The organism is Frankia sp. BMG5.23, from assembly GCF_000685765.2.
Taxonomy (GTDB): Bacteria; Actinomycetota; Actinomycetes; order Frankiales; family Frankiaceae; genus Frankia; species Frankia casuarinae.
Genome location: NZ_JDWE01000029.1, coordinates 27,301 through 40,905, shown reverse-complemented (window position 1 = coordinate 40,905; position 13,605 = coordinate 27,301). Strand labels below are relative to the sequence as shown.

Annotated in this window: 8 protein-coding genes; 1 reads left to right on the top strand and 7 read right to left on the bottom strand. The window is 69.9% G+C overall.

All coding sequences use genetic code 11. The features are described 5' to 3' along the window. Nucleotides 1-114: 114 nt before the first annotated feature. The gene (locus tag BMG523DRAFT_RS14115; RefSeq protein WP_011437337.1) at nt 115-975 is read right to left on the bottom strand and encodes a prephenate dehydratase; all 861 of its coding nucleotides are present in this window, start codon (nt 973-975) and stop codon (nt 115-117) included. Between the two features lie 136 nt (nt 976-1,111). Beyond that, nucleotides 1,112-3,235, bottom strand: a complete 2,124-nt coding sequence (locus BMG523DRAFT_RS14110) for an acetate--CoA ligase family protein (protein ID WP_043591365.1) — start codon at nt 3,233-3,235, stop codon at nt 1,112-1,114. 178 nt (nt 3,236-3,413) lie between these two features. On the opposite strand from BMG523DRAFT_RS14110, the gene BMG523DRAFT_RS14105 reads away from it, so the two are divergent. Continuing rightward, nucleotides 3,414-5,543 (top strand): catalase, encoded by a 2,130-nt coding sequence (locus tag BMG523DRAFT_RS14105; protein WP_043591373.1) that lies wholly within the window; start codon nt 3,414-3,416, stop codon nt 5,541-5,543. Nucleotides 5,544-5,620: 77 nt separating this feature from the next. Here BMG523DRAFT_RS14105 and BMG523DRAFT_RS14100 read toward each other — a convergent pair whose 3' ends face one another. From BMG523DRAFT_RS14100 to BMG523DRAFT_RS24585, 5 genes are all read right to left on the bottom strand, one after another. Next, nucleotides 5,621-6,043, bottom strand: coding sequence for an NAD(P)(+) transhydrogenase (Re/Si-specific) subunit beta (locus BMG523DRAFT_RS14100; protein WP_083494828.1), 423 nt, complete (start codon nt 6,041-6,043; stop codon nt 5,621-5,623). Nucleotides 6,044-6,266: 223 nt separating this feature from the next. Further along, the gene (locus BMG523DRAFT_RS14095; protein ID WP_011437331.1) at nt 6,267-7,277 is read right to left on the bottom strand and encodes a zinc-dependent alcohol dehydrogenase; all 1,011 of its coding nucleotides are present in this window, start codon (nt 7,275-7,277) and stop codon (nt 6,267-6,269) included. Nucleotides 7,278-7,362: 85 nt separating this feature from the next. Further along, nucleotides 7,363-8,883, bottom strand: a complete 1,521-nt coding sequence (locus BMG523DRAFT_RS14090) for an aldehyde dehydrogenase family protein (protein ID WP_023841477.1) — start codon at nt 8,881-8,883, stop codon at nt 7,363-7,365. A 372-nt stretch (nt 8,884-9,255) separates the two neighbouring features. Further along, the gene (locus tag BMG523DRAFT_RS14085) at nt 9,256-9,933 is read right to left on the bottom strand and encodes a hypothetical protein (protein WP_011437329.1); all 678 of its coding nucleotides are present in this window, start codon (nt 9,931-9,933) and stop codon (nt 9,256-9,258) included. Nucleotides 9,934-10,093: 160 nt separating this feature from the next. Beyond that, on the bottom strand, nt 10,094-13,342 hold the full coding sequence (locus BMG523DRAFT_RS24585; protein WP_023841478.1) for an ADP-ribosylglycohydrolase family protein: 3,249 nt from the start codon (nt 13,340-13,342) through the stop codon (nt 10,094-10,096). Between the last annotated feature and the right edge of the window lie 263 nt (nt 13,343-13,605).

Sequence of the window (13,605 nt, the reverse complement as noted above, 5' to 3'; positions counted from 1 at the left end):
GTGAGGCCACCGCGGCGCGGTGAGATCTGGACCGGCGGGCATCGGGGGCCAGCCGGGCAGCGGCTGGTCCTTTCCTACCGGGCTTCTGCCGGGGCGCGTTCCACCGGCGGCCGATCAGGCCCCGGAACCGGTGCTGATCCGTTCCCGGTACCGGCTCGCCCGGTAGACGCCGAGGATGCGGTGGTCGGCGTAGAAGGACAGCTCCTCGAAGGCGCGGGCGACGGCCGGCTCCTCCGGGCTGCCCTCGATGTCGGCGAGGAACTGGGTGGCGACGAAGCCCCCGCCCACCATGTAGCTTTCCAGGCGGGTCATGTTGACCCCGTTCGTGGCAAAGCCGCCGAGGGCCTTGTAGAGCGCGGCGGGCCGATTGTGTACCTTGAAGAAGAACGTCGTGACGATCGGGCCGACACCGGCGGCCGCGCGCAGGTTCTCGCCGGACAGAATCAGGAACCGCGTCGTGTTGTGCTCCGCGTCCTCGAGATCGGCCTGGAGGATCTGCAGCCCGTACGCCTCGGCGGCGAGCCGGGAGGCGATCGCGGCCCTGGCCGGATCGCCGGCCTCGGCGATCTCCCGGGCGGCCCCGGCGGTGTCGGCGTGGGCGACCGCCGTCAGACCCAGCGTGCGCAGCGCCTCCCGGCACTGGGCCAGCGCCTGGGGATGGCTGTGCACCGTCTTCACCTCGTCGAGGGTCACCCCGGGCAGGCCGAGCAGCTGGTGACGGATCGGCAGGAAGTACTCGCCGATGATGTGCACCCCGGGGCGGGGGAGCAGATGGTGGATGTCGGCGACCCGACCCGCGGTGGAGTTCTCCACCGGGATCATCGCCAGGTCCACCTCACCCTCCTCCAGCGCGGAGAAGCACTCGTCGAAGGTCTGGTAAGGGACCGCGTCGTAGTCCGGATAGACGTCCCGGCAGGCGATGTGGGAGTTGGCTCCCCGCTCGCCCTGGAACGCGATCCTCTGTCGGGCGGTCATCCATGTCCTCGAATCCGCTGGATCGGGTACCGGCTGGGTCCGTGCCGGCTGGGTCCGTGCCGGTGTTGGTGCCGGTGTTGGCTCCTCGACCGTACAGTCCCCGGGCGAGGAGTCCCCCCGCGCCCGAGGAGCGGGCTCAACCGCCGGCGGCGAGCGCGCGCGGCAGCGTCCGTGGCAGTGTCCGTGGCTCCGTCTCGGGCGGGAGCAGGCGGATGCCGGCGTGCAGCAGCACGACGCCGCGGCGGCCGACGAGCACCGGATCGAGCAGGATCTCGGCGATGGCCGGCAGTTCCTCCCCGAGCCGGGCGACGCGGTGCAGCAGGTCGGCCAGGGCGTCGGTGTCGGCGGCGGGCGCCCCGGAGCCGCCGAGCAGCAGCACACTGCCGCGGATCTCCTGGATGAGCTCGGCCGCGTCCCGGTCGGTCAGCGGCAGCGTGCGGGAGAGCGGGTCGACGAGCAGGTCCGCGACGACCCCGCCCAGGCGCAGTGAGAGCAGCGGACCGACGATGGGATCCTGCCGCAGCCGCACCACGGTCGACACCCCGGCCGGGGCCATCGGCTGCACGAGCATGTCGCCCGGCCCGACGGCGGCGCGGATGGCCTGCCAGGCCTGCGTGAGCCCGGCCGCATCGTCGACTCCGAGCTGGACGGCGCCGACGTCGAGCCGGCTGCGGAACCGTTCGTCGGCGATCTTCAGCGCCACCGGCCGCCCGAACGCCTCCGCCGCGGCGAGGGCCTCGGCCTGGTCGCCGACCCGCCGGCTCGGCCAGGCGCGCAGGCCGACCCCGGCCAGCAGGGTCGCGACGGCGGCATCGGGCAGCCACGCCCCGTCCTTCGGGTAGCGCTCGGCCTCGGCGCGGGCGCGGTCCAGGTCGATGCCGGCCAGCACGGGGACGCTGCCCTGGTCCCGGGCCCGCCAGGCGGCATGGTCGGCCGCGCGGGACAGCGCGAGCGCGGCCGACTCCGGCGAGGCGTAGGACGGCACCGACCCCGGGCCCGGGGTACCCGAGCCGTCCCGGACAGCCAGTTGGGCGGGGATCCCATCCTGCCCGAGAAAGGAGGCGAGCAGCGGCAGGCCGCTCTCGACGGCCACCGCGCGCACCGAGCTCGCCAGCCGGTCGACCTGCGCGTGCGGGGTGACCAGGGTGATGATCGCGTCGACGTCCCCGGAGGCCGCGACCGCGCGCAGCGCGGCGTCGAACCGGTCCGGATCGGCCAGCGGCCCGAGATCGACGGGGTTCGTGGCGTACCGATGGCCGACCAGCGTGGCGAGGCCGGCGCAGGTCGAGGCGGACAGCGCCGGCACGTCGAGCCCGTAGGTACGGCAGGCGTCGGCGGCGAGCGCCGCGAGCGCGCTGGAGGTCCCGACGATGCCGACCCGCCGGCCGGCCGGCAGCGGTTGGCAGGCCAGCAGCTGGGTCGTGTCGAACAGCTGGCTCAACGTGTCGACGCGGATCACCCCGGCGCTGCTGAACAGGGCGCCGATGTCGCTGTGGGCGGCCTCCCGCCCGCTCTTGAGCGCCACGACCGGCTTGTGCCGGCTGAGCTCGCGGGCGATCCGGGCGAACCGGCGTGGGTTGCCCAGGCTCTGCAGATGCAGCATGACCACGCCGGTTCGTGGATCGGAGCGCCAGTACCGCAGCAGGTCGTTGCAGGAGACGTCCGAGCGGTCCCCGATCGAGACGAACGTGGAGATGCCCAGCGCGCGCCGGGAGGCGTCGGTGAGGAACGTGCCCGCGAGCGCCCCGGACTGGGTGAACAGGCCGACCCGGCCGGGCGGGGGGTCGCCGACCGCGAAGGTGGCGTGCAGCCGGACCGTCGGGACGGTGTTGATGACGCCCATCGCGTTCGGCCCGATCAGTCGCATGCCGCCGTCACGGGCGATCCGGATAACGTCCGCGAGCCGGGCCCGTCCCTCGTCACCCCCGTCGGCGAAGCCGGCCGCGACCACGATGACGCCGCGTACCCCCTTCTCCGCGCAGGCCCGCATGACCTCGGCGACCCGTGGCGCCGGCACCGCGACGACCACGAGGTCGATCTCGACTGGGACGTCGCGCAGGTCTCGGTAGGCGTAGACGGACGCCACATGGGTTGCCGCGGCGTTGACCGGATAGACAGAGCCGGTGAACTCGCTGGCGAGCAGCCGACGGAAGATCTCGTGACCGATCGAGCCCGGCTCGCGGCTCGCCCCCACCACGGCGACCGTGCGCGGGTGGAGTAGCCGGGCGATGCTGCGCGACTCCGCCAGGTTCTCCCGCAACGGATGCCTCCTCGCTGGTTCGTCGCTGGTTCCTCGCTGGTTCCTCGCTGGTTCCCGCTGGCGGCGGGGAAGACCGCGACGCCGGCGCGACGCCGTCCGGAAGCGAGGTTTACTCGTGTCGTCGCGGGTAGGTCCGGGTACGCCCGGACAGCATCAGGTAGTCAGCGAGGTGACCATCATGACCGATCCCGGGACGTCGCGCCTCCCCCGGGACGACGCGAAGCAGCAGCAACTCGACGCCGTCCGAGTCGGCGACGACGGCGCCCGCATGACCACCGACCAGGGGATCGGTGTCGAACACACCGACGACTCGCTCGCGGCGGGGGAACGCGGTCCGACGCTGCTGGAGGACTTCCACTTCCGGGAGAAGCTCACTCGGTTCGATCACGAGCGCATCCCCGAGCGGGTCGTCCACGCCCGTGGTGCCGGTGCCTACGGGTACTTCGAGGCGTACGAGTCGCTCGCCGACGTGACCCGGGCGCACTTCCTGGGCGAGGACGGCCGGCGTACCCCGGTGTTCGTACGGTTCTCGACCGTCGGCGGTTCCCGCGGTTCCGCGGACACGGTCCGGGACGTACGCGGATTTGCCGTAAAATTTTATACCGAGGAGGGTAACTTCGATCTCGTCGGTAACAACATGCCGGTGTTCTTCATTCAGGACGGCATCAAGTTCCCCGACTTCGTCCATGCGGTGAAGCCGGAGCCGCACAACGAGATCCCGCAGGCATCCTCCGCGCACAACACCCTGTGGGACTTCGTCAGTCTCGTCCCCGAGTCGATGCACATGATGATGTGGCTGATGTCGGACCGGGCGCTGCCGCGCAGCTACCGGATGATGCAGGGCTTCGGCGTGCACACCTTCCGGTTCGTCGATGCCGCCGGGCAGGGGACCTTCGTCAAGTTCCACTGGCGGCCGAAGCTCGGCACGCACTCCCTGGTCTGGGACGAGACACAGAAGATCGCGGGCAAGGACCCCGACTTCAACCGGCGGGACCTGTGGGAGTCGATCGAGAACGGTACGTTCCCGGAGTGGGAACTCGGCGTGCAGCTCGTGCCGGAATCCGACGAGCACGCGTTCGACTTCGATCTTCTCGACGCGACGAAGATCATCCCTGAGGAGCGGGTGCCGGTGCGGCCGGTGGGACGGCTGGTGCTCAACCGCAACCCCGGCAATTTCTTCGCCGAGACCGAGCAGGTGGCGTTCTGCGTACAGAACGTCGTCCCCGGCATCGACTTCACGAACGACCCGCTGCTGCAGGCCCGGCTGTTCTCCTACCTGGACACCCAGCTGATCCGGCTCGGCGGCCCGAACTTCGCCCAGCTGCCGGTCAACCGGCCGGTCGCGGCGGTGCACAACAACTCCCGCGACGGTTACGGGCAGCATCGCATCCAGCAGAGCCAGACGTCGTACTTCCCGAACTCGATCAGCGGCGGTTGCCCGGTGCTCTCCGATCCGGCGCACGGCGGGTACGTGCACTACGCCGAGCGGGTCGACGGGAACACGATCCGTAAGCGGAGCGAGAGCTTCAAGGACTTCTACAGCCAGGCCACCCTGTTCTGGAACAGCATGTCCTCCTGGGAGCGGCGGCACATCGTCGACGCGTTCAGCTTTGAGCTCGGCAAGGTCGACTACACCCAGATCAAGGAGCGTGTCCTGGGACATCTCGCCCAGGTGGACCACGAACTCGCGGCCGGGGTCGCCGAGAACCTCGGACTGCCGGTGCCACCGGAGAGCACCCCGAACCACGGACGATCCTCACCCGCGCTGAGTCAGGCCGACCAGCCCAGCGGGGTGGCCACCCGCAGGATCGCGGTGCTCGCGGCGGACGGCGTGGACGAGGTGGCATTGCGTTCGGCCACCGCCGCGCTGCGCGAACAGGGCGCGATCCTGGAGGTTCTCGCGCCGCACGGAGGCATGCTCGCCACGGTGTCCGGCGACGCGTTGCCGGTGGACCGAACGCTGGTGACCATGTCCTCGGTCCTCTACGACGCGGTGTTCGTCGCCCCGGGCGAGCGCGGTGTCACCGCACTGACACACAACGGCGAGGCCGTGCACTACGTCGGCGAGGCGTACAAGCACGCGAAGCCGATCGGCGCGGTCGGCGCGGGGGTGTCGCTGCTCGAGATCGCATCCTTGCCGGGCGCGCGGGTCGCCGACCAGGGTGACGCGGTGGTGTCCGACCGGGGTATCGTGACGGTCCGCGACCTTGCGGGGCCGTCCGTGCTCGGCGACTTCGGTTCCGCGTTCGCCACGGCCGTGGCCGCCCATCGGCACTTCGACCGCGCGCTGGAGGCCGTCGCCGCGTAGGGCCGGGTGCCGATGGTGCCGATGCGCCAGATCGTGACTGACGGTCAAGGCCTGTCAGGTCCTCGGGGAGGCCGGGTTCACGCGTGACCACGGTGGTCCGCCGGGTTGGTCACGTCGTTGGCGCCGACGACCAGGGCGGCATCGGCCTGCGCGAACTCGGGGTTGACCGCGGCCAGCTGCGCCATCACCTGCGGCCGCGGCAACGGCGCCAGCAGCCCTACCAGGGTCTGCCCGCCGCGCAGCAACGCGCGCGTCCGCGGGTCCGGGAGGCTGACCGACACCACCACGTCTGCCCGCGCGAACAGGTCGAGCCGTGCGACGACGGTGGCGCCGGCCTCGGCATAGGCGCCGTCGGGAAACCATGCGCCACGTCCGGCTCCGGTCTCGACGAGCACGTCGAGACCGGAGCCGACCAATCGGCCCACGACCTGCGGAACCATGGCCACCCGACGCTCGCCGGGCGCGGTCTCCATGGCCACGCCCACGGTAAGCGGACTCATGGTCTTTCCCCCTTTCGGGATTCTCCTCGTGTTCCCTTCCCCGTTGGGGGGATGAGGACCGATGGCCGTGCGGGCAAGATCAAAGCAGACCAGGTCAGACCAGGTCAGACCAGGTCAGACCAGGTCAGACCAGGTCAGACCAGGTCAGACCAGGTCAGACCGGATCAGATCGCGTTAGATCGGGTCAAATTTGATCAGGCCGGACCGGTCGGAATGGGCCAGATCAGAACTCGAACACCAGCCGGGCCGGGACCCTGCTGTCCAGGACCTCGTCCATGCAGGCGTTGACGTCGTCCAACTTCCGGCCGGAAGCGATCACCCTGGTCCGGCCGGCCGCGTGCAGCCGGAACACCTCGGCCAGATCGTTGCGGGTGCCGACGATCGATCCCTTGACCGTGATCCCCTTCAGGACCGTGTCGAAGATCGGGATGGACATCGTGCCATCCGCCGGCAGGGCCACGCAGACCAGCCGGCCGCCGCGCCGCAGCGAGGCGAACGCCTGCTCGAACGAACGGGGCGACGCGGCGAGCGCGACCGCCACGTCGGCGCCGCCCAGCCGCTGGATGGCCTCGACCGGGTCGGCGGTCCGCGCGTTCACCACGTGGTCGGCGCCCAGTTCGGTGGCCAGCTCCAGCTTGGCCTCGGTGACGTCGACCCCGACGGTGAAACCACCCGCGATGCGGGCGTACTGCAACGCCAGGTGGCCCAGCCCGCCGATGCCGAACACGGCCACCGTCTCGGCCGGGGTCACCCCGGCTACCTTGATGGCCTTGTAGGTGGTCACGCCGGCGCAGGTCAGCGGCGCGGCGTCGAACGACGGCACGTCACCGGGCACCGGCACCGTGTAGTCCGCGTCGGCCACCGCGTACTCGGCGAACGCACCGTCGATCGAGTAGCCGCTGTTGCGCTGGCTTTCGCACAGCGTCTCCCAGCCGCCGACGCAGTAGCGGCAGCGTCCGCAGGCGTGACCGAGCCACGGGATCGCGACCCGGTCGCCGATCGCGCGCCCGGTCACCCCGGCGCCCACGGCCTTGACCACGCCGACGCCCTCGTGACCAGGGACGAACGGGGGAGTCGGCTTCACCGGCCAGTCACCGTGCGCCGCGTGGATGTCGGTGTGGCACAGACCGCTGGCCTCCATCCGTACCAGGATCTGGCCCGGCCCCGGCACCGGGACGTCCCGGTCCTCGATACGCAACGGTGCCCGGAAATCGGTGACAACTGCTGCCTTCATAACATCCTCCAGTCAGGGGAATCGTCGATGGGAAATGCCAAAGGACTCCGGAACCCTGGACTCCGGAACCCTGGACTCCGAGACCCTAGAACAGGCCGAGCGCGTTCTCGTCGTAGCTGACCAGCATGTTCTTGGTCTGGCTGTAGTGCTCCAGCATCATCCGGTGGTTTTCGCGGCCGATGCCGGACACCTTGTATCCGCCGAATGCCGCGCCCGCCGGATACTGGTGGTAGCAGTTGACCCAGACCCGGCCGGCCTTGATGCCCCGGCCCATCCGGAACTGGCGGGCACCGTCCCGCGTCCACACACCGGCACCGAGCCCGTAAGGCGTGTCGTTGGCGATGGCCAACGCCTCGGCCTCGTCCTTGAAGGTGGTGACAGCCAGCACCGGGCCGAAGATTTCCTCCTGGAAGACCCGCATCTTGTTGTGGCCCTTCAGCAGCGTCGGCTCGAAGAAGTAGCCGTTCGCGAACTCTCCGGCCAGCCGCGTCCGGTGCCCACCGGCCAGCAGTTCGGCGCCCTCAGCCAGGCCGATGTCCACGTAGGAGCCGATCTTTGACAGCTGCTGCGCGGAGACCTGCGGGCCCAGCATTGTCGCCGGGTCCAACGGGTTGCCCTGCTGGATCCGGCCGACCCGTTCCAGCGCCCGCGCCATGAACTCGTCGTAGATCGACTCCTGGATCAGCGCCCGGGACGGGCAGGTGCACACCTCGCCCTTGTTGAACGCATACAGCACCAGCCCCTCGACCGCCTTGTTCAGATAGGCGTCGTCGGCGGCCAGGACGTCCTCGAAGAAGATGTTCGGGGACTTTCCGCCCAGCTCCAGGGTGACCGGGATGATGTTCTGCGCCGCGTACTGCATCATCAGCCGGCCGGTCGTGGTCTCACCGGTGAACCCGATCTTCGCGATCTTCGGGCTGGTGGCCAGGGCTCTGCCGACCTCGGCGCCGGGCCCGTTGACGATGTTGATGATGCCGGGCGGGATGACGTCCTGAATCACCTCGGCGAGCTTGAGGATCGACCACGGCGTCGGTGACGCCGGCTTGATCACCGAGCAGTTACCCGCGGCCAGCGCGGGCGCCAGCTTCCACGCCGCCATCAGCAACGGGAAGTTGAAGGGGATGATCTGCCCGACCACCCCGAGCGGCTCGTGGAAGTGATAGGCGTAGGTCCTGCCGTCAATCTCGGAGATCGACCCCTCCAGGGTGCGCGCCGCCGCGGCGAAGTACCGGAAGTGGTCGGCGGCCAGCGGGATGTCGGCAGCCAGCGTCTCCCGCACCGGCTTGCCGTTCTCCCAGCTCTCCGTGACCGCGAGCATCTCCCGGTTGGCGTCGATCGCATCCGCCACCGCGGTCAGCACCTCGGCCCGCTCCGCCGGGGACGCGGCGGCCCAGGAGCCGGCGGCGGCGTGCGCCGCGTCCAGGGCGTCCTCGACATCCTCCGCCGCCGACCGCGGTATTTCACAGATCGGCTGCGCCGTGGCCGGGCTGAGGTTGGTCGAATACTTACCGGCCCGCGGCGGCAGCCACTTTCCACCGATGAAGTTCTCGTACCGGTCCGTAACATGGACGATACTGCCTGGCTTTCCAGGTGGGACGTACGTCATGACAGCCTCCCGATCTCCACAGGGCGGGCACACCTTCCGGCGTGCCCCGACCGGCACGTATGTTTCTCTGCCGAGGCCAAGCACCCCATATCGCGCCAGTCCTGAGACCATGTGCGGAAGGTCCCGACCCCCGATGCCGAACGGGCCGTTCCCGGACCAGTGCCGGGCAGCCTAAGTTGATCATGCTGTTGTGTTGGGTTTTCGGGGTGCGGCGCGGTGTGGCTCGATGACCGGCGACGGCAAAGAGGGAACTGCCCGCGCCAGGGCGGCGCGGGCAGGCCACGGGCCGAGGCCTCACCGGCAGGCCTCACCGGCAGGCCTCACCGGCAGGCCTCACCGGCAGGCCTCACCGGCAGGCCTCACCGGCAGGCCTCAGGCGGCGAGGTCGATCACCACGCGCGACGGGTTCGACAGTTCGAGCACCCGAAAGCCGACCCGATCGTCAACCCCCAGGCCGAAATGGACGTATCCCTCGTAGTCGCCGGTCATCCGATACTGGACGAGCGCGGGAAGCCCGCCGCCGGCCCGCGGTGTGCGCAGCGTCGACCTACCGGTCTCATCGTGGGCCACGGCCGGGAACAACACCACCTCCAGGAACGCCTGCCCCCGCAGCGGGACCGCAACGCCCTCGCCCGGCGACAGCACCTCGGCCACGTAACGCACCTCGTAGCCAGGGAGCTGCCCTTGGAACTCGATCGTCAGCCGATCGAAAGCCATCCCGCCGGCGACGTTGTGCGCGCCGCGCACCGCGACGACCGTCGCGTTACCGTACAGCTGATGCTCGACGCGGCGCGGTTCGCTCGACCAGACCGGCTCCCGCGGCGTCGCGGTCGTGGAAGGCGACGTCACCACCGGTCCATCCGGCGAGCGGGAGGACACGGACGGAGAAGGCACCGGCGTGGTGCCGGACACCGATGGCTTCGGCGTGGTGACGTCGGTGGAGCCGCCGCCACCGGCACCGCCGCCACATCCCAGCGGCACGAGCAGCGCGCCCGCCAGCAGCGCCACCGCCCCGATCCATCGCCGGCCCGTTGTTGTCCGCACCTTCATGCAACTCACCTCGCAGCCCAGCTCACCTCGCCGCCCCGGGTGGCCGAAAGGGACCTTCGGTAGGGGGACGGTCAGGTTAACGTCCCCCGACCAGGTGAGCCGGAAGCACCACGGAGCACCGGCGCAGCTCGAACCGATGGGAGATCTGATGTGCGTGAGCTCAGCTCCCGGGGTAGCGGGTGGACCAGGCCGGGGTGGCCGCGCCGAAGGCGTCGGAGACGGTCGCGGTGTTCTCGATCTCGGTTACCAGATCGTCCGCGACCTGCCCGACCAGCTCATAGCCCGCCAGCTCCTTCAGCCAGGCTGCCGGCAGCGCCGGCTCACCCAGAGCGGCGCCAACGAGGTTCCCGCAGATCGCGCCGGTCGAGTCGCTGTCGCCGGAGTGGTTGACTGCCGCGAGCAGCGCCGTCTGCGGATCGTCGGGCGCCGCCACCGCGCAGTACACCGCGATCGCTAGCGCCTCCTCGGCGACCCAGCCGGCGCCCAGCGATTCCACGCGTTCCGCCGTGGGCGCACCGTCCGCTGCCGTTCCGAGCGCCGCCCGCAGAGCTCTGGCTACTTCCTTGCCGTCGCGTTCGGCCGACAGGCGGCCGAGGGCCGATGCGGTGGCCTGGGTGATGCCAGCGCCGTCTACCATCGCGGCGACGATCCATGCGAACGCGCCCGCGGCGAGGTACCCGGAGGGATGACCGTGGGTGAACACGGCGCATGCGACCGCATGGTCGAAGGAGGTTTCCGGGCCCCGCCGGAGCAGCCCGAACGGGGCCGAGCGCATCACCGCCCCGCATCCCTTGCTGTCGGGGTTCGCCGGCCGCGCGAGCGTGCCCATCTCGGGGCGCCCCAGCCCGGACAGGCAGGCGTTCCCCGGAGCGCGCCGGGCATACATCAGCTGCTGCGCCGCCAACCAGCCGTCCACCTCCCCGGCGGCCGGACCGGTCCGCCGCTGCGTCGTGAGCCAACGCTGGTAGGCGCGCCACAGCACCGCGGGCGGATCGGCGATACCCCGGGAACGGCTGCGGACCGAGGCCCGGATCAGACCCTCCACGGTAAAGAGCGTCATCTGAGTGTCATCTGTAAACGGAGCGTGTACCCCGTAGGCGGCCGTGAGGCCGATGACCCCCGCCGTCCCGTACTCCCGTCGGATCTCGTCAAGCGACTGGAATTCGATTGCCGCACCGAGCGCGTCTCCCAACGCCCCGCCCAGCAGGCAGCCCCGGACCCGGTCCCGGTAGGAGAGGCCGGAGTTCGCATCGTCCGTGGGCGCCGCCGCGCGCCGCTCTGATGGCCACAGGCTGACCGCGAGCCCCACGGCGGACCGGGCGGCCGGGGCGGCCCACAGACGTTCCTTGGTTCCGGCGGCGCCCTGGCTCTCTTCCGGGGTTTCGAGATCGGCGGCGGCGGCGAGTTCGGCGGCGGTCATGCGTTGGCGGGCCAGTGCCCGGCCCGACCTGCTGAGAATGACACCCTCGGCGGTCAGGATCTCCCGTGGATCGTCGGTGCGTTCCGGATCGGGCCAGCGGAAGTCCGGGGAGACGGAACCGTTCAGGAGCAGGACGCGGTGGGCGTTGGAGATCCGGGCACTGGCCAGCTTGGCTCCCACCGCGACGGCGTGGGACCCGATCACCTCCGCGACGTCGGAGTAACTGGTCCAGCGGCCGGGTGGGATCGCGGCCAGTACCCGGCTCATCAGGGTCCATCGCTGGTCCTGGGGCGGCGGTACTACGGACTCGTCCGGGCCGGGCCAGATCTTCACGATCCGCTCGGCGAGCGCCCGGCCACGATTCTGGATCTCCTCCCGGCCCCATCTGTCCTGACCGGCGATTTCTCGGTTCATCGCCAGCCCGCTGTCGGCCAGCAGCTTCTTCTTCTCGGTGAACTCGTGATCGGCGAGTTTCGGATTATAGGCGGTGAGCGTCAGATTGCCCAGAGTATGGACGAGCCTGCGGTGCAGCTCGTCGCGCGTCTCACCCTCGTGGGCATCGGCGTCGAGAACCGCTTTCCATCCCGGTCTCGACAATGACTGGGGGAGGATGTGTTCAACCGTCAGCTTCACGCCCCAGTCGACTGGTTCGAGATGCTCGTAATCCTCTTCCAGGCTGCGCAACACATAGGTGCGCTGAGGGCCGCGTCCGGTCCAGTAGAAGGGATTGAGCAGGACGGCTTCCTTCACAGGCTGATCGGTCGGGAACTTCTTACGCGGGCCGGAGAGAACCCGCGTGACCGCGGCGGCGGTCGGTGTCTGGTCGCCGAGCTCCTTGACGAGCGACATGAGGATGCGGTTGCTGTTGGCGCTCGCGATGCCGACCAGCATCCGCCGCACCAGGTAGCTCTCCACCACCCGGAGTGCCGCGGCGGTCTCGGTGGCGTCGAGACGGTCATTCGCATGCGCGATCAGCATGTGTAGGACGATCGGCCGGACGACGTCCGCCCCCCACCGGCGCAGCCGGTGCAGGGCCTGCCGCAGGACCGGGTCCTCCTCCCGGTCCGGATCGAGGATCCGGCTGAACAGCAGGGCCTTTGCATGCAGCTCGGAGATCCACTGCTCGATGGCGTCCTCGTCCGGCAGCGTCTGGAGATACTGCCGCTGCGACTGGTACACGGTCTCCTTGGTGGCACGGTCGTCGCCGCGGAGCACGAGGTCGAGCCAGACCAGATCCTCCAGTCTGTCACCGAGCAGTTCCTGGAGTGGGAACCACCGCCAGTCGTACACCCGGTCCGCTCGGGTGGGTAGCCGCATGAACAGGTAGTTGCGCAGCAGGTCCGCCTGGGTGAGCCGGCGGCCGGTGTGGTTGAGCGATTCGAAGATGCGGTAGACGTCGTCGTCGACATGCGCGGCGATCTCCACGATTGCGAGCTGACCGACCACGGCCTGCTCGATCAGTGCTGCGTCCAGCGGGTCGTCGGCGTCGCGCAACGCGGCGAGTTCCTTGCGGAAGAACTGGTATGCGTCGCCGATCCCCGCCCGGCCTCCTGCCTCCGGCGACCGCTCGACGAGAGCGGTCCAGGCGGTCCGGTCGGCTCGCGTCGGTAACAGGGTGTAACGTTCGGTTCCGGCCGCGTACCTGTTCATGAGGTACAGATCGTCGATTTTCGCCGCGAGCATCTGATCGTCATCTCGGACATGATCGCGGATCGCGCAGAGCAGGATGCTCAGCGCCGTCAGCCGTTGCTGACCATCTACCACCAGCCAGATCGCCACTCCGGCCGGCGTGGTTGACGGGCTCGGCGCGAGAACCAGCGAACCCAGGAAGTGTGTTGCCGCTGGACCGGCGGCGGCCACGCTCGTGATGTCGGCCCAGAGTTGCCGCAGGTTGGCGCGTTCCCAGCTGTAGGGGCGTTGATACAACGGGACGACGTACTGACACTGACCCTGGAGGAGTTCACCCAGAGTAGTTTCGTTCGCCTTCACTGCTGCTCTCCGCCCTGCCTGGGTAGCCGAATCCGAACCGTTTTGCCACTTACCGGTGGAAAAGACTATCGGAGGCGGCGGATCCGCCCACCGGGTCCGTGCCCGGCCGTCGCCGCGGGCCGGTATGACAAACTGGCGGCAGCGGACGAGTCCCCATACCCCACCTCAGCGCGGTGCCTGTTCCCCTTGTGGCGCGCCCGATCCCGGCCGGGTCCGGCGAGGACCGGCCAGGTGCGCCACGGCGTGCCGAGCGGTGTTGATCG